Raw genomic sequence first — 21,459 nt, 5'->3', positions numbered from 1 at the left:
TGTAACCTCTGTTTGAACCAGGTAAAGGCATATGTTGGTCTATTAAGGTTTTTATTCCAGAGTTTTTGAGGAAGGCATCAACAAGAGCAAGTCCTGAACAAGGGGTGATAGGTTCGTTAGTTTTTAGGATTTTGAAGTTAAGAGAGTTTTGCGGCATAATGGCACCCTCTTAGATTTAGAAAATTTTTTCACCCAATGGGTGATATTATAAATCGTTTAGAGCAATTGGAAAATGGGGAGATTATGGATGATTATAAATCTCTATCGGCAAATTTGGGTAAAGTTCCTTGGTTGAATTTTAGGGTAGGGTGTTTATATTTAAAATCGCTATGCCATATATTACTCCCTTTGATCCGTGGAAATCCCCTCTTTGTACCTGCCCTCCTAAGTATTCTTTAAATCCTTACACTGGATGTGGACATGGGTGTCTTTATTGTTATGCAAGCATTTTTATCAAGGACTTTTACTCCCCACGCCCTAAAAAGGAGTTTTTAAAAAAGATAGAAAAGGAGTTACCTAAACTCCCCCCTGAAAGCCTTATTTCTCTCTCTAACTCTTCAGACCCTTATCAACCTTTAGAAAAAATTCACAAGTCTACCAGGATGTTTTTAGACTTAATTAAGGGACTTCCTTTGAAGGTGCTCATCATTACCAAATCAAACCTTGTGTTAAGGGATATAGACCTTTTGAAAAAACTAAGGGTTGCTGTAGCCATCACCATCACCACTAAAGTTTATCAGGTAAGGCTTGAACCTGGGGCTCCTTCTTTTGAAGAAAGGCTTTTAGCTTTAAAGGTTCTCTCTCAAGAAGGAATCCCTACCATCGTTAGGATAGACCCTATTATTCCTGAGATTAACGAAGAAGAGGCTTTAGAGGTTTTAACCGAGGTATTGCCCTTTGTTAAGCATGTGGTAGTAAGTACCTATAAAGCTAACCCGCGGTCGTTAAAACGGTTAATAAAAGCCTTTCCTGAAAAGGCAAAAATATTAACAGATCTTTATCTTCAAAAGGGAGAAAAGAAAAAAGGTGGTATCTATTTACCAGAAGAGATAAGAAAAAGTCTTATAGAAAAGATATATAATAAGGTTAATCAGATAAAAGAGGTTAGCTTTGCTACCTGTCGAGAAGGTTTGGTAGAGTTTTCTTTTCAAGGAAGATGTGATGGAAGTTTTTTGTTAAACTAAAGGGTTGTCTCAGGTAGGAAGGGTATGGAGAGAAAAAAGGCTAACTTTAGATTAAAAGCTGAGGTAGAGCCTAAGGGAGATCAGCCACAGGCTATAAAAGAGCTGGTAGAAGGGGTTCTTAGAGGGGAGAAACATCAGGTACTTTTAGGGGTTACTGGTTCAGGTAAAACCTTTACCATGGCTAATGTTATCGCTCAGGTAGGTAGACCTACCTTAGTGATTGCCCCTAACAAAACCTTGGCAGCTCAACTTTATAACGAGTTTAAAAAACTCTTCCCTGAAAACGCGGTAGAGTATTTTGTTTCTTATTATGATTATTACCAGCCTGAGGCTTATGTTCCGGTTACAGATACCTACATAGAAAAAGATGCTTCTATCAACGAGTTGATCGACCGTTTAAGGCATTCGGCTACAGCCGCGGTACTTTCAAGAAGAGACGTGATTGTCGTTGCCAGTGTATCCTGTATCTACGGCTTAGGTTCGCCTCATGAGTATTTTCAAAAACATCTTTATTTAAGACGCGGACAAACCATCTCCCGGGACGAGTTGTTAAGGGCGCTGGTTACGATGCATTATGAAAGGACTGAGCTTGAGTTTACCAGAGCAACCTTTAGGGTAAGAGGGGATATAATAGAGATTTTTCCTGCAAACGAAGAAAAACGTGCAGTAAGGCTCTCTCTCTGGGGAAATGAAGTAGAAGAGATAAAAATCATAGATCCCTTTAGAGGGAAGGTATTAGGTAAGGTAGATGAGGTGCTTATCTTCCCTGCAAGCCACTATGTTACTTCAGAGGACAAATTAAAGGTAGCTATAGAGGAGATAAAAAAGGAACTAAAAGAGCGGGTTGAATGGTTTAGGTCGCAAGGTCAATATCTTTATGCAGAAAGACTTGAGAAAAGAACCTTGTATGATCTCGAACTTTTAGAAGAGATAGGTTATTGCAAAGGGATCGAAAACTACAGCAGGTATTTAGACGGAAGAAAAACAGGAGAGCCTCCTTATACCTTGCTTGACTACTTTCCAGATGATTTTTTGATCTTCATAGACGAAAGCCATATAACCATCCCTCAGTTAAGAGGAATGTATCGAGGTGATCGTAGCAGAAAGGAAACCTTGGTAGAATATGGTTTTAGACTACCTTCAGCTCTTGATAACCGTCCTTTGACGTTTGAAGAGTTTGAAGAAAGGGTTAATCAGGTAATCTATGTCTCTGCTACCCCAGGGGAGTATGAACTCGAAAAAGCACAGGGGAGAGTAATAGAGCAAATCATTCGTCCTACAGGGCTTCTTGACCCTAAGGTAGAGATCAGACCTTCTGAAAATCAGGTGGAAGACCTGTTTTTTGAAATAAAAAAGCGGGTAGAAAAAAACGAAAGGGTTCTTGTGTGTACCCTTACTAAAAGAATGGCTGAAGAGCTTACAGACTATTATCAAGGCCTTGGTATTAAGGCTTGTTATATGCATTCTGACTTAAAGACCCTTGAAAGGGCAAGAATAATAAGAGATTTACGAAGAGGGGTTTATGACGTCCTTATAGGGATAAACCTTTTGAGAGAAGGGTTAGACTTACCAGAGGTTTCTCTGATTGCTATTTTGGATGCAGACAAAGAGGGTTTTTTGCGTTCTGAGAGAAGTCTTATCCAGATGATAGGAAGGGCTTCAAGAAACGTAAACGGGACAGCCATTCTTTACGCTCAAACCATAACCCCTGCTATAGAAAAAGCCGTAAAAGAAACAGAACGGAGGCGTAAAATTCAGGAGGAATATAATAAAAAGCATGGTATTATTCCCCAAACTGTGGTAAAATCCTTAGATGATCCTCTGATGAAAATAGTAGAAGCAGATTTTGTAGATTTAGAAAAGGTAATCGAGATCTCTGAAAGTTTTGAGAGCTTGGAAGCTCTAAAACAGGAGATAGCAAGGGTAGAAAAAGAAATGAAAGAAGCAGCCAAAAATTACGAGTTTGAGAAAGCCGCGGTCTTGAGGGACAGGCTTTTTACCTTAAAACAAATGGCCCTTCAGTGGGAATAACGATTTTATAATTTTAGCACCATGCCAAGACTATCGAAAACCAACCCAAGAGCAGTAGCTTTAAAAATTCTTATTCGCTGGGAAAAAGGGAAACCTCTTTTAGATGAGGTCCTCTCACAGGTTCTTACTAAAAGTGTGTTGCCAGATGAAAGGGACAGAGCTTTGGTGAGTGAACTGGTAAATGGAGTGGTTAGACATCTCTATTATCTTGATTTTATCCTTGCAAGGTTTTCTGAACATCCTTTAGAAAAAATGGACCCAGAGGTCAGAAATATACTTCGTTTAGGTGCTTATCAACTTCTTTACACCCGGATCCCAGAAAGAGTAGCTATAGCAGAAAGTCTTAAAATCCTTTCTGCAAGAAGGAGAGGGGCCTGGATAAGAGGGCTGGTAAATGCAGTATTACATAAAGTGCTTGAGAATAAAGATAACTTACCAGAACCCCCTGATTTTAATGAGGTATATTATCTTTCAGTAAAATATTCCTTTCCTGAATGGTTGGTAAAAAGGTGGCTTCAAAGGTTTGGGAGAGAAGAAACTGAGGCTTTGCTGCGTGCAAGCAACGAAAGGTCCCCTTTAGTAATAAGGGTTAATACTTTAAGAGTTTCTCGAGACAGTCTTTTGGTGTATTTGCAAAAAGACGAAGTGCCTACAGCTAAACCTTGTCCTTATTCACCTTCAGGGATCGTATTAGAAGGTTTTAGAGGAAAGATCTCTGAACTTAAACCTTATCATTTCGGCTGGATAAGTGTGCAGGATTCAGCTAGCCAGCTGGTAGGGTTTTTGTTAAATCCCAAACCAGGGGCTAAGGTTCTTGATGCCTGTGCAGGGGTGGGAGGTAAAACCACTCATATGGCGGAGCTTATGCAGGATAAAGGTACCATCTGGGCTTTTGACCTCTATGAATGGAGGTTGGAAAAACTAAAAGAGAATTTTCAAAGATTAGGTTTAAAACTTCCTAAGGTATTTGTGGGGGATGTGGTAGAAAAGCTTAAAGAGTTGCAACCTCCTTTTTTTGATTATATTTTAATAGATGCTCCTTGCACTGGAACGGGAGTGATAAGAAAACATCCAGACGTTAAATGGGCTCGTACTGAGGAAGATTTTTTAAGGGTACCCGAAAGGCAATTAAGACTTCTTGAAGGGTTAGCCCCTTTTCTTAAAAAAGGTGGTATAATGGTATATGCAACCTGTAGTTTAGAGCCTGAAGAAAACGAACAGATAATAGAAAGGTTTTTACAGTCCCATCCAGAGTTTATGCTGGAAGATCCTGCTAAAGTGCTTAGCAAAACCTGTCCAGAAAAAGTAAAAGAACTCTGTGTAGAAAATAAATACTTAAGAACCTTTCCCCATAAACACGGATTAGATGGATTTTTTGCCGTAAGGTTAAGAAAGGTTTAAAATATATAAAGCTAAAAAGGAGGAAATTCCTATGAAAAAAGAAATCGAGGCAGCCTTAAACGAACAGATTAAGTGGGAAATTTATTCAGGGTACTTATATCTTTCTATGGCAGCCTATTTTGACGATTTAGGGTTAGATGGGTTTTCTAAATGGATGAAGGCTCAGACAGCAGAAGAGTTTATGCATGCGATGAAATTTTACAAGTTTGTCGTAGAAAGGGATGGTAAAGTGATTTTACAAGAAATTCCAGCACCGCCTAACAAGTGGGATTCCCCTGAAGCTGTTTTTGAGTTTGCCTATAATCACGAAAAAGAAGTAACCAAAAGAATAAACCAACTGGTAAGTTTAGCTAAAAAACTGGAAGATTACGCAACCGATAATTTCCTTCAGTGGTTTGTAAACGAACAAGTAGAAGAAGAAGCCTCTTTTAAAACTATCCTCTCTAAACTAAAACTTATAAAAAACGACCCTCAAGCCCTTTTTTATTTAGATAAAGAGCTTGGCCAGAGACCTTTAGACTTAAATCAGCTTTTTTTAACCCCTACTGAATAGTTTATTTTTTTGAACGTAGCCTTATGGGGGAGTTTGTTCACCTTCATCTTCATACTGAATGGAGTCTCCTTGACGGTGCTATCCGTATTAAAGACTTAGTAAATAGGCTCTTAGACTATCAGCTTCCTGGCTGCGCTATCACCGACCATGGCACTTTATATGGAATCATTCATTTTTACAAGGCTTTAAAAGAAGCAGGTTTAAAGCCTATTATCGGATGCGAGTTCTACGTAGCAGAAAATTCAAGATTTGATAAAAAGGTTGCTAAGCGCGGAGAGGCAGGACATCATCTGGTTCTTTTAGCCAAAGATGAGGTAGGATATAAAAATTTAATCAAACTTGCCTCTAAAGCCTATTTAGAAGGTTTTTACTATAGGCCCAGGATAGATAAAGAACTTTTGGTTAAACATCACGAAGGGCTAATAGCCCTTTCTGCCTGTTTAGAAGGGGAGATCCCTAAGCTTATCCTTTTTAACCAGATTGACAAAGCTATAGAGGTAGCTAAGTGGTATAAAGACTTGTTTAAGGAGGATTTTTATCTTGAAGTCCAGCGAAATGGTCTTTCAGAACAGGAAGTCTGTAACCAAAAAATCTTAGAGATAGCAGAAAAACTCAAAATAAAATGTGTAGCTACTGCAGATTGTCATTATTTAGACAAAGAAGACGCTTTGGCTCATGAGGTGTTGCTCTGTATTCAAACAGGACACAAGCTTTCTGACCCAGACCGGTTCAAGTTTAACACTGATATGCTCTATTTAGCAAGTGCGGAAGATATGGCCAAAAGGTTTCAAGACCTGCCTTCGGAGGTGCTTACCAATAGCTTGGAGGTTTTTGAAAAGGTAAATTTAGAACTTAAAACAGGAGAAGTCCTTTTCCCCAAGGCTAAAGTTCCTGAAGGAGAAACTGCCGAGAGTTATTTTAGCAAAAAGGCTAGAGAGGGTCTTGAAAAAAGACTATCTGAGTTAGAAGAAACAGGACAACTTGCTGCCGAAAAGGAGATTTATCGTCAAAGATTGGAAGAGGAGTTAGAGGTTATCATCGAAAAAGGTTATGCCAGTTATTTTCTTATCGTTTGTGATTTTATAGAATGGGCACGGTCAAAAGGGATACCTGTTGGGCCAGGAAGAGGGTCTGCTGCTGGAGCCCTCACCTCTTATGCCTTAGGAATTACCAACCTTGATCCTATCAGATGGGGCCTTCTTTTTGAAAGGTTTTTAAACAAAGAACGTCCTAGTCTTCCTGATATAGACGTTGACTTTTGCAAAGAAAGAAGAGACGAAGTGATAGAATATGTAGCTCAGACTTATGGGAGAGAGTATATCGCTAAAATTGCTACCTTTGGTCAGTTAAAAGCAAGACAAGTAGTGAGAGACGTAGGACGAGTCCTTGGTTTTAAACCTAAGGAGATAGACCCTATCGCTAAAATGATAAGTCCAGGGATTGATGTGTCTTTAGAAAAAGAACTTGAAAGGCCAGAGTTTCAAGAACTTATGCAAAAAAATGAAGAGATAAAGAAACTCTTTACCCTGGCTAAAAAACTTGAAGGCCTTCCAAGACATGCAAGTCAGCATGCAGCAGGGGTTATTATTTCAGGTAAACCCATCATAGAGACAGCTCCTTTGATGAAGGTCGAGGAAAATGAAATAGTTGTTCAGTTTGATATGAAGGCCTGCGAAGCTGTTGGCCTTATTAAGTTTGATTTCTTAGGGCTTAAAACCCTTACCATCATAGATAAAACCCTTAAACTTATCAAAAAATATGAGGGGATAGACTTAGATTTAAATCGGATCCCTCTTGATGACCCCAAAACGTTTGAACTGTTAAGGGCAGGCGAAACTGACGGAGTCTTTCAATTAGAATCTCAAGGAATGAAAGACCTTTTAAGAAGGCTTAAACCCTCCGACTTTAACGACCTTATCGCAGTTTTAGCTCTTTATCGTCCTGGTCCCTTAGAGGGTGGGCTGGTAGACCAGTATATCGAAACCAAACATGGAAGAAGGAAGCCAGAATATCTACATCCACTTTTAGAGCCTATTTTAAAAGAAACCTACGGGGTAATCGTTTATCAAGAACAGGTTATGCAAATAGCCCAGGTGATGGCTGGATATACTCTGGGGGAAGCTGACCTTCTTAGGCGTGCTATTGGAAAAAAAGAAAAAGAGTTGATGGAAAGCCTAAAAGAAGAGTTTGTTAAAAGGTCTGTAGATAGAGGAATTCCTGAAGACATCGCTCAAAAGGTATTTGATCTTATAGAAAAATTTGCTGACTACGGATTTAACAAAAGCCATTCGGCAGCTTATGCTTTAGTGGCTTATCAGACAGCTTATCTAAAAGCCCACTACCCTGTTTACTTTATGGCTTCTATCCTTACTTACGAGGTTGATAAAAGAGAAGAGGTAAGTAAATATATCTCTGTAGCCAATGAAATGGGGATACCTATTCTTCCTCCAGATATAAATTTAAGTGATGTAGGCTTCACTGTAGAACAAGGAGCTATTAGAGTAGGGCTTCAAGCAGTAAAAAACGTAGGGGAAGAGGCAGTAAACGAGATTATTAACAAACGTCCTTATAGTTCTTTTTGGGATTTTTGCAATAAAGTAGACACCAAAAAAGTAAACCGCAAAACTATAGAAGCTTTGATAAAAGCTGGTGCTTTTGATAGCTTAGACCAAAACAGAGCTAAGCTAATGCATAATCTTCCTTCGATCCTCTCTGTTACCACCCAAACCAAATTTTCTTCTCTTTTTGGGCAAGCCACCCTTTTAAATCCGTCTACTTCTTATACCTTAGAAGAAGTACCTGAGTGGGATTTAGAAACAAAGCTTGCTTTTGAAAAAGAAAGCCTTGGTTTTTATCTTTCAGACCATCCAGTAAAACGACTCCGGCGTTTTATAGAAGTGTTTACCCCTTACAACTTAGAAAATCTTTCTCAAGTAGAAGACGGCGCGCAGGTAGTGTTACTGGGGTTGATTTCAGAGATAAAGCTTAAGCAGACAAAAAACGGGGATAAGATGGCTATTCTTACGATAGAAGACGAGTTTTCTTCGGAAAGAGCTCTGGTTTTCCCGAATCTTTACAAACAAAACTTTTCTGTAATGTCCGAAGGATCTATTCTCTGGTTTAGAGTTGCCGTAGACAGAGATGAGGATTCCTTAACCCTTTTAGTAGAAGACCTTGCTCCTTTTAATGATTTTAGATTTTTTAAGGAAGGAGTGGTTAATGTTTGTGTACCTCACACCTTAGCAAACAGACAATTTTTAGAATTTTTGAAGACCTTTGTTACTAAAGAAGAAACGAATACTTTCCCTTTCCGCCTTCAGATCACCTATCCTGATGCCATCGTAAACTTTGAGATAAACGGAGACAAGCTTTTACTTTCTCAGGAAAATATCTCCTTACTTTTTGATAACTTTCCTCAGATAAAACTGGTCTTTACAGAATCATAAATAAAATAAAAACTCACCAAAAATATTTTTTCATAAAAAAGTTACAAAAACCTCTTGATTCAGTCGGTTAGATTCCTATAATAAAAGTATATAGCAAAGATTTTTAAAAATTTAACACAAAGGGGGTTAGAATGCTTGTTAAAGATTGGATGACAGAAAATGTAGTAACCTTAGAAGAAGATGAAACCTTAGAAAAAGCTTTTAAGATTTTAGAAGATTTTAAAACCTTTAGGAAGATCCCTATTACTAAGAATGGTAAACTTACCGGTATCATAACCCTTACCGACATAAAAGGATTACTTCCTTATAAAGCTAAAGACATCATCAAAGATCCCAGGTTTGATGAATTTTTTCAGGAGTTAAAAAATATTCCAATAAAACAAGTTATGACCAAAGATCCTATATATACCTATCCAGATGAAACCATAGAAAAGGCCTCTGTCATCATGCTTGAAAATAAAGTTTCAGGCCTACCTGTGGTAGATAGAAATCTCAGGGTAGTTGGGATTATAACTGAGACTGATATCTTCAGGTTTTATACTTTGGTTTCAGGGGTATATTTTGCCCCTTATCTTATGGGAGCTCTTATCGGTTGTGTGGATGACATTAAAAGCATAAGAGATGTGCTTAATAACAAGATAGGGGCTAAAATTTCAAGTATCATAATGTGGGATGCTCTGTTTTTGTTAAGCCACGATACAAACCTTAAGGATGTAATGGTAAGGTTTCAGGTGAGTAAGATATTATCAGATGTAGAGAACATGGTAAAAGAAGCTTTTAGTGAGTATGAAACCATCAAGGTACTTTTTGTCCGAAAGGATACGATAGAAGATGTTCCTTCAAGGAGATGGAAATAGAGGGTTAATTAATCCTAATGGTTGCGGATTAGCCCCTATCCTTTCTAATTCTCTAAGTCTCTTTTCTGCTAAGAAGAGAGCCTCTTTAGGGTTAGGATTGGGATGGGCAAAAAGATATCCCTGGGCTAAGGGAATTTTTTGAGCTTTTAAGAAAAGAACTTCCTCCCAGGTTTCTACTCCTTCTGCAACGACAAAAAAGCCTATTTTTTGACTTAAGATATACATTACCTCTAAAAGTTTTTGTTTCTTTTTGAAGTTATTTAGGTCTTGAATAAAGGGTTTGGCTAATTTTACATAATGTATATCAAGAAGTACTAACCTCTCTAAATTTGAATGCCTAACCCCAAAGTCATCAAGAGCTATTAAAAATCCATAACTTAAGTACTTTTCTACAAAAGATACCAGTTTTTCAGTATGTGCAATTTTAGCCTCGCTTATTTCCACTACGATACTTTCAGGGCTTATCCCATAGTATTTAGCCTTTTTCTTAATCCAGTTAGTTCCTGCAAGTCCAAGGTCGATCGTTTCGCTGTTAACGTTGAGAAAGAGTAAAAAGTCCCGTTCTAACCCAAATTTCTTTGAATTTTTTCATAGCCAGTGCTTTACAGGTACGATCAAATTCTATCAGAACTCCCTGTTTTTTAGCTAATTCAAAAAGCACGTTAGGAGGGATGATTAGGTTTTTTTCTTGATTAATACCTCTTACTAAAGCTTCAAACCCTAACACCTTCCCTGTGTCAAGATTTACTACAGGTTGAAGGTAAATATCAAGATGACTTTCAAGAAGAAAAAAGTTCGTTTCGTTCATAAAAACTAACCTCCGTAGTCTTGTCTTTTCTTCGATCCTTAAAGATTACAGAATTTTTTGCCTCTCTTGCCATACTCTTAGCTTTAGCTTTGACCTCTGAGGCTATAGAAGCTAAATGGGCATAAGAGGTTATTTTCCTGTTAGTGCTACTTACTATGGCAAAGGTTAGAGAAAGGAGAGGGAAGTTTTTTTCTTTACCCTCTCTGTCTTTAGAAAGATAATATCCAGTTAAAAAGTCTTTTCCATGAAAATCTGGCAAAAGTTTTTCAAATTCTTCTTTAATCTTTTCTGCTATTTCTAAGGAAGTCTCTGGTGGGCATATTACTATAAAATCATCCCCTCCGATGTGGCCAACAAAAGTGTTTTTCTTTCCATTTACTGTTTCTTTTATTATTTCACCAAGAGATATGATAACCTCATCACCCTTAGCGAATCCATATTTATCGTTAAAAGGTTTGAAATGGTTTATGTCTATGTAGATTACGTCAAAATCTTCCATTTTTGATATTCTTTCTTCTATTACATTTTTGATAGCCCAGTTTCCAGGAAGGCCTGTAAGAGGATTAGCATCTTTGGCAAGCATCAGTGATTTTTGAGCTAAGGCCTCTATCAAAAGAGACACCGATACCACCCCTAAATACCTTCCTTTTTCTACTACGATTATGTCATCATAAGTATGAGGATAGGTTCTATTTTGTAGTTGCATCGCAGCTTCTTCTATGGTATTAGAAGCCTCAAGGGTTAAACCTGGGGGTTCCATCACATCTCTTACCTTTTTATTCCCATTTAGATGGATTCCGTATCCATACTTTCCTAAAATGATATGCTCTAAAAACCTCCTCCTCTGAAGTTGTCCTACCACGAATTCATCGTAGTTTATGACTGGAAGGAGATTAAAGTTTTCATCTTTCATAAAAAGTAAAAAGGCTTCTCTGACAAACACTTCAAAATGAATCGCGGGAACCTTAATCACAAGGTCTCTAAGTCTACGGTCTAAATTAAAAAAATACATATTCATAGTTATAGATATGTTTAGGCAACCAAGTAGGCCTTTTGAGGATTATAAAAAGAGTTTAAATATCCTGAATCTAAGTTTCTCTTAGCAAGATATTCCTTGGGACCACTTATTAAATAAAAACTTAAATCTCCTATGGGAGGTATTCTATAACTAAAGGAAAGATTTAACATTCCAGAAAAACTTTGAGATAAATTAGAAGACCTGAAAAATTCTTGAGTTTTAATACAAAATTTTAGGTTCTTTTGATTTAATCTATCTAATACCTTTTGGGTTAATTCCTGAATGAGTTCTTGAAAAGACTTTAAACAGAATGGGTCTAAGTTTTTAAGTAGGTTAAAGTCTATCATAAAATGGGGATATACCTTTTTGGCATACTGGATTACTAGTTTTTTTTCAGCAGTTATCACCATAATTAGCCCTAAGAGATCATTTTCATACCACCCTTTGTAAGAAAAATCTTTTAGGTTCGCTACTTTTTGATAGTTAAAAAATTCTGTCAAAACAGGAGATTTATCAAAAACTTTTAGTCCCCAATCTTTTATACAACTTCTAATTAGGCTTATAAAAAACTCCTGGTTCATAAGTCACCTCCTTGTGATGTTTTGGGTTATTTTGTTAATAAGAAAGATAAAAGAGAAAGGTTAAAACTATGTTAAAAGGTTTTTAAATTTTTATAAAAATTAGGGATAGATGAAGTTTATGGGTTTTTAAGGGAAAGGATAAGTTTTTTAACTTTTTCTTTTATTTCATCTCTGACCTTGCGAAAAATTTTTAATCTTTCTTCTTCAGTTCCTTCAGCTTTAGCAGGGTCAGGAAGTCCCCAGTGTTCTCTTTTCTGGGCAGGAACATAAGGGCAGGTTTCTTTAGCGTCTCCACAAAGGGTTATAACTATATTGATCTGATCAAACGGGATTTCCTGAAAAGATTTGGGCCTTTGAGAAGATAGATCTATCCCTTCTTCAGCCATAACCTTTATGGCTAAGGGGTTTATACTTGAAGCAGGGTTTGAACCAGCTGAGTATACTTCTATATTCAGCTTATAAAGATTTGCAAAATGTTTAGCATAACCTTCAGCCATCTGACTTCTTGCAGAGTTTCCTGTACAGATAAAGGCTATTTTCATCAAGATGTCCCCTCCTTTTTTGTATAAGGTAAAGCTGTTGCATGTTTAAACTTAAACTAGGTTTAGTTAGGTTAAAACTCTATCATTAACCCAGATTTGCTTGCCATCAACCTTAATAAATCCATCTTCCTCAAGTTTCTTTAAAAGCCTTGAAAAAGTTTCTGGGGTAATACCTAAAAGCAAAGCTAATTGAGATTTAGGGATTTCAAGTTTTATAAGTCTTTCTGGAGAAGCCTTGGCAGCGTGATAAAGAAACTTTAGGAGTCTCTCTTTAGCATCTTTTAAAGTTATATTCTCAAGGCTATGGAGCAAGTCTTTTATTTTGAAGGCAAAGGCAGATAAAAGAGTAAGGCATAAATCTGGTGATCTTCCGATCAAGCTTTTAAAAAGGTTCTTTTCAAAAAATATTACTTCGGTTTCTGTAAGAGCCTGTGCCCAGGCAGGATATTCTCCCACCCCAGCCAATACTATTTCTCCGAAAATTTCCCCAGATCCAAAGATATGTACTACCATTTCCTTGCCTTTTGGAGAAAGTTTGTAAATTTTTATCCAGCCGTCTTTTACCAGATAAAATCCGGTAGCTCTGTCTCCTTCAGCAAAGATATGTTCTTTTTTGGAAAATTTTTTGACCATAGCGATTTCACTAAGTTTAGAGAGGTCATCTTCAGACAGCCGATTAAAATAGAAGGTACTTTTTAAGAAAGATTTTAAATCTTCGTTTTGAGAAACCTTGTGTTCCACGTGGAACACCTCTTTTTAAGAAAAATTATCTTATAAAATTGGTAAATATTTTGGGCTCTATTTCTGGACTTAAGCTTTTCGCCCTTTTCCCTTGGGTAGTCTTTAGTAACCAGGCTAAATTTTTAGCTAAAATCCTTACTATTTGTTTTCCTTCCTCGTCTTGTAAAACCTCTCCAGGACTGAGCCCAAATACTCCGTTCCAGTAGTTAGAGGTAGCCACAACCATTTCTGCATAAGTTAGGTAATGTAAAAGTTGGTCGTAGGTGGCAACACCACCTGCCCTTCTACATACTGCGATAGCAGCCCCAACCTTGTGCCTAAAAAGATTCCCGTTTACCGCAGAAACTAAAAAAGCTCGATCTAAAAAACATTTCATCGTCCCTGCTATCCCAGAAAAATAAACAGGAGATGCCAAAACTATCCCGTCAGCCTTTTTCATCATCTGAATCCAATCGTTTACCTCATCCTCTATAGCACACCTTTCGTTCTGTTTTTTCCTGCAGGTATAACAGGCAAGACATCCTCTGATGGCTTTATCTCCAACCTGAATGATCTCGGTTTTTATCCCTTGAGAAGTTAGCTCGTCTGCCAAGAGTTCAAGCACTTTTTGGGTGTTTCCCTGCTTCCTTGGACTTCCGTTAAAGGCAATTACTTTCATTTGCCCCTCCTGCCGCACTAAAAGAGTTGTTTTTTATTATATTACCATCTACTTTGTCTTTTGAAAAGCTTAAAGCCTATTAACAAATAATTTGGTGAGACTTTGTAATTTCTTCACATGTATGGAGAAAACATGCCAAAATTAGAAATTGAGTCTTGGAATTTTTCAGTTTTTTCCCTTTACCTTAGAAGCTTTTTATGCCTTTGCTGAGTGATTTTAATTTTTGCCATAAAACCTTTAGATGGATATGAATCCATATAGTTATTTTGAGCCTGAACTTCAAAAAAAAACAGTCAGGGCCAAATGTTCCACGTGGAACATTTGGCCCTGATAGGGGGGTTAGATAAGTTTATATTTTTCTTGTAACAGTTTCTTTAATTGTTCTGCTGAACTTTCTGTTAACCCAGCAAGAGGTAGTCTTACCTCAGGGGTTTCAATCTTTCCCATGAGCCAAAGGGCATGTTTAGCAGGTGCAGGGTTGGTTTCTATGAACATAGCCTTGTATAACGGATAAAGGTAAAGGTTTAGTTCGTTGGCCTTGGCAATATCCCCGCTTAGGGCATAACGCATAAGGGCTGCCATTTCCTTAGGGGTTACGTTGGCAACCACAGAAATTACCCCTTTTCCTCCTAAAAATACCGTAGCCAGGGCAGTAAAGTCATCCCCTGAAAGCACTATAAAATCTTTTGGACATCTCATCAAAAGTTCGGTAACCTGCTTTATATCCCCACAGGCTTCTTTGATGGCGATGATGTTTTCTATTTCTGCCAATTTGGCGGTGGTATCAGGGAGCATGTTTACCGAGGTTCTGCCAGGCACATTATATAAGATGATAGGTATTTTGGTTTGTTTAGCGATGTAGCTATAGTGAGCGTAAAGGCCATTTTGGGTTGGTTTGTTGTAATAAGGAGTAACGATAAGGGCTGCATCAAACCCCATCTCTTCGGCAAGTTTTGTATATTCAAGAACTCTTGCTGTGTTGTTTGTTCCTGTACCAACGATAAGAGGTACCTTACCTTTGGCCTCTTCAAGGGCTATTTCCATAACCCTTTTTCTCTCTTCTTTTTCCAAGGTTGCGGCTTCTCCGGTTGTTCCAAGGACAAGAATTCCGTCTGTGCCTTGTTGAAGGTGCCAGCGAATTAATCCTCTCAAAGAAGTTTCATCTACCTTTCCATCTTTAAAAGGGGTAACTAAGGCTACTATAGAGCCCTGCAGGTTCATTTTTAATACCCTCCTTATTTATTTTAAAGCGTCTTCGAAAATTGTCCCTTTAAACACCAAAAGGGTATCTCCTTCTAAGTAGATTTTATTCTCATTTTCTTCAATGTAAATGGTTAAAAGCTCTCCACCTCTGGTAAGAACGTTTACCGGAGAGTTTACCAGACCAAGTTTATAGGCTATATATGCTGAAGCTGCAGAACCGGTCCCACAAGCAAGTGTTTCTCCTTCGACCCCTCTTTCATAAGTCCTTATTTGGATAATTTTCTGACCGTCTTTTTCTACGATGTTTATAAAGTTAACGTTGGTTCCTGCTGGACTAAAGGCTTCGTGGTATCTTATTTTAGGCCCTATCTTGGTTACCGGTGCGTTTTCTATGTCCTCCCAGAAGATAACTGTATGAGGAACACCGGTGTTTACAAAGTGGGCTAAAAACCAATCATAGTCTGTACGTAAAACCAGGTTGAGCTTTAAATCTTTAGGAGAAGTAAGGGCAACCTTTACCCGTTTCCCTTTAACCTCAGCATAGATTAGTCCTGCTTTGGTTTCAAAATAAAAAGGGCTTTCGAAAAGTCCAAGTTCTGTAACAAGCCTTGCTACACATCTTGCACCGTTTCCGCACATTTCGGCTTCGCTTCCGTCAGAGTTAAAAAACCTCCAGGCAAACTTAGCTTGTGGATTTGATGATTTTTCAAGCAAGATAAGACCATCTGCTGATACAGAAAATTTGGGACGACAGAGTTTTTTGGCAAGTTCTCTCCCTTCTTCTGGAGAGATCTCACCACTAAAGTTTAAAATAACGATAAAGTCGTTTCCTGAAGCACAAAGTTTGTAAAAACTTATTCCCTCTTTTTCAGACTCAAGTCTTTCGATACTCATAAAAAACCTCGTATGTTTAATTATACGATAATACTACTATTAATATATTTTACAATTTTATCTTAATTCTTCTAAAGTTTCAAGGATTTTTTTGGTAGGAGGGTCTTCATAGAAGCAATATTTTCCTATACGCTTAAGAAGCACTATAGTCAGTTTCCCCTGAAAAACCTTCTTATCTTTTGAAAGGTGTTTTAACACTTGTTGAGGAGATAGATTAGAAGGAAGGCTGAGAGGATAGGAAAGATTCGCTAAAATATTTTTTAAAGGAGAAAAAACCTCTTTTTCTGCAACCCCAAGTTTTTCTGAAAGTTTTGCCTCGGCAAGCATCCCTAAGGCTACTGCCAGCCCATGAGGAATAGAATAGTTTAATTCAGTTTCCAGGGCATGTCCGATGGTGTGCCCAAAGTTTAGAACTTTTCTTAGTCCTGCTTCTTTTTCATCTTTGGAAACTACATAAGCTTTAATTTTACAGCTTTCATAGATAAGGTATTGAAGGTCTTCAGGGTTTAGTTGAAAAAGCTCTTCTCCTTTTTGAGAGATAAAAGTAAACAACTTATTTTTTAGGATACAGCCATACTTTATTACCTCAGCAAGTCCGTTTTGGATTTCATTTTTAGGTAAGGTTTTTAAAACCATGGGATCGATGTAAACCCTGCTTGGTTGGTAAAAGGTGCCGATAAGGTTTTTGCCTTCTGGCAGGTCAACCCCGGTTTTTCCTCCGACAGAAGAGTCTACCTGGGAAAGAAGGGTGGTTGGGACCTGTACATATTTTACCCCTCTCAGGTAGATGCTTGCCAGAAACCCTGTGATGTCTCCTACTACCCCACCTCCAAGAGCAATCAAAAGGTCTTTTCTGTCAAACCTTTTTTGAATAAGACTTCGGGCTAAAGAGATCACCGTGTCTATGGTTTTAGACCCTTCTCCAGGAGGAAAAGAGAAAATTTCAGCCTTGATTCCAGAGGTATTTAACTGTAATGAAAGCTTTTCTCCGTAAAGAGTTTTTACCGTGTCATCGGTTATGATAGCTACTTTGCCAAAGTTAAAAGAGGCTTTTAGGTCTTCGGCTATTTCATCAAAGATATGAGGTTTGATCAATATCTGGTAAGATGGCTTAGTTTTAACAGTAATTACAGACATGTTACAGATTTTTAAGGTTTTTCAAGAAGGTTTTTATTTCCTTAGGTGAGTTTTTCCCCTTTTCTTCTATGATTTTTACTATGGCACTACCTATGATAAAGGCGTCTGCGTAAGGATAGAGAAGCTTTATTTGTTCTTTTTTTGAGATGCCAAACCCAACGGCTAAAGGGAGATTATTTCCGCAAAGATTTTTAGTGATTTTTAGTCGATCTGCTAAGTCTTCTGGTAGAGAGTCTCGGGCTCCTGTTATACCTGTAATAGAAACGTAGTAAAGAAATCCTTTGGTGTGTTTAACAATTTTTTGGATGCGATCTTCAGAGGAGGTAGGGGTTGCAAGAAAGATGGTGGCAAGACCTGAGTTTTGGTTTGCCTTTATCCAGGGTTGGGCTTCTTCTATAGGTAGGTCTGGGATGATAAAGCCAGCAAGACCTGATTGTAAAGCATGTTCTACGGTTTTTTCCAAACCGAACCGGTAGATGATGTTATAGTAGGTCATGCAAACAATAGGATAAGGGAATCCTTTTTGATTTAGTCTTGAGATAAATTCAAAATAGGCTTCAAAGGTAGGTTGATGTTCAAGGGCTCTCACGATAGCTTTTTGGATGGTTGGCCCATCTGCAACAGGGTCTGAAAAAGGGAAACCTAACTCGATACAGGCGGGTTCAACCTCAGCCAATTCCCAGAGGATAGCCTCTGTGGTTTCAAGGTCAGGGTCCCAGCAGCAGATATAAGGAATGACAGCTACATCACCTTTAGATTTAATGGTGTTTATAGCCTTTTTTATCAAAGAGGCGTTTCTTTCCATCAAGCTTAGTTCCCTTCCAAGTATTCTCTTACAGAGGCAACGTCTTTATCTCCTCTTCCAGAAAGGGTTATCACCACGATGGTGTCTTTAGGGAGGTCTTTAGCAATTTTTAAAAGATAAGCTACTGCATGGGCAGACTCTAACGCAGGGATGATGCCTTCTTTTTCAGAAAGTAATTGAAAGGCCTCAAGGGCTTCCTCATCGGTAACTGACACATACTCAGCCCGGCCTGAGTCTTTAAAATAGGCATGTTCAGGCCCTACCCCTGGATAATCAAGCCCAGGGGCTATAGAGTGAGCTCCTTTTATCTGCCCTACCCTATCTTGAAGTAGATAGGTAAGCATCCCATGTAAGACCCCAGGTTCTCCTACGGCTAAGGTAGCTGAATGATGGTCTGTATGTAAACCTTTTCCTGCGGCTTCAACCCCGACAAGTCTTACCTGAAGGTCCTGCCTAAAGGGATAAAAAGTCCCCATGGCATTGGAGCCTCCTCCTACACAGGCAAGCACCAAATCAGGGAGACGTCCTTCTTTTTTTAGGATCTGTTTTTTTATCTCAAGCCCGATAATACTTTGGAAATCTCTTACCATCATAGGGTAAGGATGAGGCCCTACCACTGAGCCGATTACGTATAAAGTAGAGGTTACGTTAGTAACCCAATCTCTCAGGGCTTCGTTTATGGCGTCTTTTAAGGTTTGAGTACCAGAATAGACAGGGACTACTTCTGCTCCTAAAAGCTTCATCCTGAAGACGTTTAATTTTTGCCTTTCAGTGTCTTTAGCCCCCATGTAGACCACACAATTTAGGCCTAAGAGAGCACAGGCAGTGGCTGTAGCTACCCCGTGTTGCCCTGCTCCTGTTTCGGCAATGATCCGGTTTTTACCCATTCTTTTGGCTAAAAGAACCTGACCGATGGTGTTGTTGATTTTGTGGGCTCCGGTATGAAGAAGGTCTTCTCTTTTTAAGTAGATTTTGATCTTTCTCCCAAGGTAAGAGGAAAGATTTTGGGCAAAATATAGAGGGGTTGGTCTCCCGGCATATTCCTTAAGAAGGTATTGCCATTCTTTCCAAAAAGAGGGATCTTTTTTTACTTTAAGATAAGCCTTTTCCAGGTCGTAAAGAAGGGGAATTAAGGTCTCAGGGACAAACCTTCCTCCAAACTTCCCAAAATATCCTTTCCGGTTAGGAATCTTCATCTTGGTTTGATAGTATACTTCTTTTTTAGTTTTTGGCAACTTTTGGATTTTGTTTGAAAAGTGTATTTTTTTGTTTATATAGAAAAATTTTTCAAAGTCTTTGGTCATAGTGTTTATTTAATTGTGTCTACCAATTTTGGGTAAGAAGTCCCCTCCTAAAATTAGATATCGCTTCTTTAAATCCAGGTAAAATCCTACTCCTGTATCTCTCGTTCATCTCCAACAATACCAAATATACTACCTTGTAACTTGTAAACTGAATCCCCTTGAAATACCTCTATCACCTTAGCCCTCTTTCTACATCAAATAATTTATCACCGAAGAACTGTAATACTCGAAATCAAACGATACATCCACTATCCTCTTTCCCTCAGGCAAAACCTCAAAAGCTGCTTTTGTTTTTCTGATGCTTTAGTGGTAGATTTTTTTGCTGAGCTGATAAAGAAACACTTTCCTTTTGCCATACCTTTCTTAAAAGTTCTGAAGCTATTTTTCTGAGCTCTTCTTCCGTAAAGTCCTCAGATCTACCTATAACTTTCCATATTGTAACTTTTAGATTTATTTTTTTCTGATGTGAGCCCGAAATACAATTTTCCCCTTAATTAGATAGAGGTTTTTTATTCCTCTATACATTTCTATATACAACTTTAGAAGAAAAAAATCTGATAGTCCTTTGAAAAAAGGGTGTGGTATGGTGTGGTGGTGTGGTTGAGTGTTCTGAGTAAAGGAAAAAATGGGCCGTGGAGGACTCGAACCTCCAACCTATGGATTAAGAGTCCACTTTCTCTTTCTCTTTCTCTTTCTCTTGTAAAATCAAAATTTTTAAGTATTTACCACACACGTACCACACAGGATTCAAGCAGTAAAGGTCTAAATTATATATAGAAGATGTATTCAGGGATAAAGAACCTTTACCTGATTAAGGGAAAGTTAGTATTTAGAATGCACTTGAAGAGGGATGGAGAGGAGAAATATATATGGAAGACGATTGGCAGACCTGAGGAGTTTACTAAAGAGAGGTTGAGGAAGATAGTTTCGGGGTTGATGAGAGAGTTGCAGCAAGGACAGAAAAGACTACGTTACTCTGGAAGAACTGGTTTCGAGGTTTTTAATCTGGTATAAGAGCACGAGAGAATTCAACTCGTACAAAAGACACGAAGCAAGTTCAAGAGTGATTCTTCAGTTTTTTGGCAAAGACTTTCCAGTGGAAGAATCAAGTAATGGAAAAGTTGAAGAATACAAACTCTGGAGATTGAGCCAGGGAGTATCTCCCGTAACCATTAATAAAGAGCTTAGATTCCTTTCCACGATGATAAACAGAGCAGTCGATTTCGAGTGGATACCGGAGCATAAATTATACAAAAAGCCAATTCTCATAAAGGGAGTAGAAACGAAGAGACTCAGGTACCTCACGGAAGAGGAAGAAAAAAGGTTAATGAAAGCAATTACGGATCCACTTCTCAGGGACATTGTGGTTTTTGCACTGAATACGGGAATGAGAAAGTGTGAAGTACTGAACCTGAAGTGGAAAAATGTTGACTTTCAATCAAGAACTGTGATTCTTGAACCACACGAAACCAAAAACAAAAGAAGACACGTAGTACCACTTAACAGGCAGGCATGGGAAGTGATAAAAAGAAGACTGAAAGAGAAAGTGATATCGTGTGAGTACGTGTTTCACAGAAACGGACGAAAGATTTACTCTATAAGGAGAGCTTTTGAGAGTGCATTAAAGAGAGCAGGAATAGAAGACTTTCACTTTCACGACCTGAGACATACTTTCGCAAGTAGACTCGTTCAAAAAGGAGTTGACCTTTACGTAGTAAAGGAATTACTGAATCACGCTGAGATTACCACTACTCAGAGGTACGCTCACTTGAGATTAGATAATTTGAGGAAAGCTGTAGAAAAACTACAAATCTGAGAAGTTTGTTCATTTCAGCCTATCATCCTCACTTGAACATCTTTCAGTTTTTTAGACAAATGAAAAAGCCCAGGCTGGTGGTTTTCCCAGCCTGGGCCTTTACCTTTTTTTTACACTCTGACTGTTTTTTAAAATTTTTAAAAAAGTTCATCTCCTACCTCTTTTACTTTTTCAGGATCTCCTGAAGATAACTTCACATCTTTTTTCGCTTTCTCAGTTTTTCTATCATCCATGATACCTACAACAAACACTCTTTCAGCTATAATCTCAGCAAGTTTGGCTCCATTGTACTTTTTGTACCGCAGTGTTCCCTCAACTCCTACGATGATCTCTTCTCCTGCTTTTTCTTTCTCTTCTAATACCGATGCAAACTCAGGCAGCCGGGAGTAGAATATAAATTGTGTCTTTTAATAAAATATTTTAGAGGCATAATAAAAATTTTTAATATTTTTTAAATTAATGATAACATAAAACCTAAAA

General features: G+C 38.1%; 20 protein-coding genes and 1 tRNA gene. 8 read left to right on the top strand and 13 right to left on the bottom strand.

Annotated elements, in window-relative coordinates; all coding sequences use genetic code 11:
• Positions 1–308 precede the first annotated feature (308 nt).
• The 6 genes from PWP26_RS06875 (at position 309) to PWP26_RS06850 (ending at position 9,472) form a co-directional block, all read left to right on the top strand.
• Entirely contained in the window at positions 309–1,184 is an 876-nt protein-coding gene (locus PWP26_RS06875) for a radical SAM protein (protein WP_301399295.1), read from the top strand.
• 24 nt (positions 1,185–1,208) lie between these two features.
• Positions 1,209–3,215 carry an excinuclease ABC subunit UvrB gene (gene uvrB, locus PWP26_RS06870; protein WP_038060550.1) on the top strand — a complete coding sequence of 669 codons (2,007 nt, stop codon included), beginning with the start codon at positions 1,209–1,211 and terminating at the stop codon, positions 3,213–3,215.
• Between the two features lie 21 nt (positions 3,216–3,236).
• Positions 3,237–4,616 (top strand): 16S rRNA (cytosine(967)-C(5))-methyltransferase RsmB, encoded by a 1,380-nt coding sequence (rsmB, locus tag PWP26_RS06865; protein WP_038060549.1) that lies wholly within the window; start codon positions 3,237–3,239, stop codon positions 4,614–4,616.
• A gap of 31 nt (positions 4,617–4,647) precedes the next feature.
• Positions 4,648–5,169: a ferritin gene (locus PWP26_RS06860; RefSeq protein WP_028841728.1), complete on the top strand. Its 522-nt coding sequence runs from the start codon at positions 4,648–4,650 to the stop codon at positions 5,167–5,169.
• 23 nt (positions 5,170–5,192) lie between these two features.
• Entirely contained in the window at positions 5,193–8,615 is a 3,423-nt protein-coding gene (gene dnaE, locus PWP26_RS06855) for a DNA polymerase III subunit alpha (RefSeq protein ID WP_273011039.1), read from the top strand.
• Between the two features lie 131 nt (positions 8,616–8,746).
• A complete protein-coding gene (locus PWP26_RS06850; RefSeq protein ID WP_022854823.1) occupies positions 8,747–9,472 on the top strand; it encodes a CBS domain-containing protein in 726 nt (241 codons plus the stop codon).
• On the opposite strand, the gene PWP26_RS06845 is transcribed toward PWP26_RS06850, so the two are convergent.
• From PWP26_RS06845 to PWP26_RS06785, 13 genes are all read right to left on the bottom strand, one after another.
• Entirely contained in the window at positions 9,455–9,964 is a 510-nt protein-coding gene (locus tag PWP26_RS06845) for an EAL domain-containing protein (protein ID WP_367652124.1), read from the bottom strand. The genes PWP26_RS06850 and PWP26_RS06845 overlap by 18 nt on opposite strands.
• Positions 9,965–10,004: 40 nt before the next feature.
• Positions 10,005–10,280, bottom strand: coding sequence for an EAL domain-containing protein (locus tag PWP26_RS06840; protein WP_301399294.1), 276 nt, complete (start codon positions 10,278–10,280; stop codon positions 10,005–10,007).
• Complete coding sequence (locus tag PWP26_RS06835) at positions 10,252–11,253, bottom strand: GGDEF domain-containing protein (protein ID WP_211248281.1); 1,002 nt, start codon at positions 11,251–11,253, stop codon at positions 10,252–10,254. The genes PWP26_RS06840 and PWP26_RS06835 overlap by 29 nt, the downstream gene beginning before the upstream one ends.
• Positions 11,254–11,312: 59 nt before the next feature.
• Positions 11,313–11,879 (bottom strand): hypothetical protein, encoded by a 567-nt coding sequence (locus PWP26_RS06830; protein WP_038060546.1) that lies wholly within the window; start codon positions 11,877–11,879, stop codon positions 11,313–11,315.
• 116 nt (positions 11,880–11,995) lie between these two features.
• Positions 11,996–12,421 carry an arsenate reductase ArsC gene (locus PWP26_RS06825; RefSeq protein WP_022854819.1) on the bottom strand — a complete coding sequence of 142 codons (426 nt, stop codon included), beginning with the start codon at positions 12,419–12,421 and terminating at the stop codon, positions 11,996–11,998.
• Positions 12,422–12,487: 66 nt separating this feature from the next.
• Positions 12,488–13,162 carry a Crp/Fnr family transcriptional regulator gene (locus PWP26_RS06820; RefSeq protein WP_287568672.1) on the bottom strand — a complete coding sequence of 225 codons (675 nt, stop codon included), beginning with the start codon at positions 13,160–13,162 and terminating at the stop codon, positions 12,488–12,490.
• Between the two features lie 25 nt (positions 13,163–13,187).
• A complete protein-coding gene (locus PWP26_RS06815) occupies positions 13,188–13,820 on the bottom strand; it encodes a flavodoxin family protein (RefSeq protein WP_022854817.1) in 633 nt (210 codons plus the stop codon).
• Positions 13,821–14,159: 339 nt separating this feature from the next.
• On the bottom strand, positions 14,160–15,041 hold the full coding sequence (gene dapA, locus PWP26_RS06810; protein WP_022854816.1) for a 4-hydroxy-tetrahydrodipicolinate synthase: 882 nt from the start codon (positions 15,039–15,041) through the stop codon (positions 14,160–14,162).
• Positions 15,042–15,059: 18 nt separating this feature from the next.
• Complete coding sequence (gene dapF, locus PWP26_RS06805; RefSeq protein WP_051754589.1) at positions 15,060–15,917, bottom strand: diaminopimelate epimerase; 858 nt, start codon at positions 15,915–15,917, stop codon at positions 15,060–15,062.
• A 57-nt stretch (positions 15,918–15,974) separates the two neighbouring features.
• Complete coding sequence (gene aroB / locus PWP26_RS06800; RefSeq protein WP_038060543.1) at positions 15,975–17,054, bottom strand: 3-dehydroquinate synthase; 1,080 nt, start codon at positions 17,052–17,054, stop codon at positions 15,975–15,977.
• A 1-nt stretch (position 17,055) separates the two neighbouring features.
• A complete protein-coding gene (gene trpA, locus PWP26_RS06795) occupies positions 17,056–17,859 on the bottom strand; it encodes a tryptophan synthase subunit alpha (protein ID WP_287568674.1) in 804 nt (267 codons plus the stop codon).
• A 5-nt stretch (positions 17,860–17,864) separates the two neighbouring features.
• Positions 17,865–19,055 carry a tryptophan synthase subunit beta gene (trpB, locus tag PWP26_RS06790; protein ID WP_367652123.1) on the bottom strand — a complete coding sequence of 397 codons (1,191 nt, stop codon included), beginning with the start codon at positions 19,053–19,055 and terminating at the stop codon, positions 17,865–17,867.
• A 734-nt stretch (positions 19,056–19,789) separates the two neighbouring features.
• Positions 19,790–19,849, bottom strand: a tRNA-OTHER gene (locus PWP26_RS06785).
• Positions 19,850–19,997: 148 nt separating this feature from the next.
• Here PWP26_RS06785 and PWP26_RS06780 point away from each other — a divergent pair.
• On the top strand, positions 19,998–20,177 hold the full coding sequence (locus tag PWP26_RS06780; protein WP_301399292.1) for a hypothetical protein: 180 nt from the start codon (positions 19,998–20,000) through the stop codon (positions 20,175–20,177).
• Positions 20,140–20,979, top strand: a complete 840-nt coding sequence (locus tag PWP26_RS06775; protein WP_367652122.1) for a tyrosine-type recombinase/integrase — start codon at positions 20,140–20,142, stop codon at positions 20,977–20,979. Before PWP26_RS06780 ends, PWP26_RS06775 begins: the two co-directional genes overlap by 38 nt.
• Positions 20,980–21,459: the final 480 nt, after the last annotated feature.

Origin of the sequence: Thermodesulfobacterium sp. (assembly GCF_030445475.1) — a bacterium.
Taxonomy (GTDB): Bacteria; Desulfobacterota; Thermodesulfobacteria; order Thermodesulfobacteriales; family Thermodesulfobacteriaceae; genus Thermodesulfobacterium; species Thermodesulfobacterium commune.
The sequence above is the reverse complement of the archived record's forward strand: the minus strand, read 5'-3'. Positions and strand labels throughout refer to the sequence as shown.

Excerpts from the sequence above, each read along its gene's own strand:
- trpA (WP_287568674.1), bottom strand. The coding sequence starts at position 17,859 with ATGGAAAGAAACGCCTCTTTGATAAAAAAGGCTATAAACACCATTAAA.
- dapA (WP_022854816.1), bottom strand. The coding sequence starts at position 15,041 with ATGAACCTGCAGGGCTCTATAGTAGCCTTAGTTACCCCTTTTAAAGAT.
- aroB (WP_038060543.1), bottom strand. The coding sequence starts at position 17,054 with ATGTCTGTAATTACTGTTAAAACTAAGCCATCTTACCAGATATTGATC.
- PWP26_RS06830 (WP_038060546.1), bottom strand. The coding sequence starts at position 11,879 with ATGAACCAGGAGTTTTTTATAAGCCTAATTAGAAGTTGTATAAAAGAT.
- dnaE (WP_273011039.1), top strand. The coding sequence starts at position 5,193 with ATGGGGGAGTTTGTTCACCTTCATCTTCATACTGAATGGAGTCTCCTT.
- PWP26_RS06825 (WP_022854819.1), bottom strand. The coding sequence starts at position 12,421 with ATGAAAATAGCCTTTATCTGTACAGGAAACTCTGCAAGAAGTCAGATG.
- rsmB (WP_038060549.1), top strand. The coding sequence starts at position 3,237 with ATGCCAAGACTATCGAAAACCAACCCAAGAGCAGTAGCTTTAAAAATT.
- PWP26_RS06860 (WP_028841728.1), top strand. The coding sequence starts at position 4,648 with ATGAAAAAAGAAATCGAGGCAGCCTTAAACGAACAGATTAAGTGGGAA.
- trpB (WP_367652123.1), bottom strand. The coding sequence starts at position 19,055 with ATGAAGATTCCTAACCGGAAAGGATATTTTGGGAAGTTTGGAGGAAGG.
- PWP26_RS06780 (WP_301399292.1), top strand. The coding sequence starts at position 19,998 with ATGCACTTGAAGAGGGATGGAGAGGAGAAATATATATGGAAGACGATT.
- PWP26_RS06850 (WP_022854823.1), top strand. The coding sequence starts at position 8,747 with ATGCTTGTTAAAGATTGGATGACAGAAAATGTAGTAACCTTAGAAGAA.
- dapF (WP_051754589.1), bottom strand. The coding sequence starts at position 15,917 with ATGAGTATCGAAAGACTTGAGTCTGAAAAAGAGGGAATAAGTTTTTAC.
- PWP26_RS06840 (WP_301399294.1), bottom strand. The coding sequence starts at position 10,280 with ATGAACGAAACGAACTTTTTTCTTCTTGAAAGTCATCTTGATATTTAC.
- uvrB (WP_038060550.1), top strand. The coding sequence starts at position 1,209 with ATGGAGAGAAAAAAGGCTAACTTTAGATTAAAAGCTGAGGTAGAGCCT.
- PWP26_RS06815 (WP_022854817.1), bottom strand. The coding sequence starts at position 13,820 with ATGAAAGTAATTGCCTTTAACGGAAGTCCAAGGAAGCAGGGAAACACC.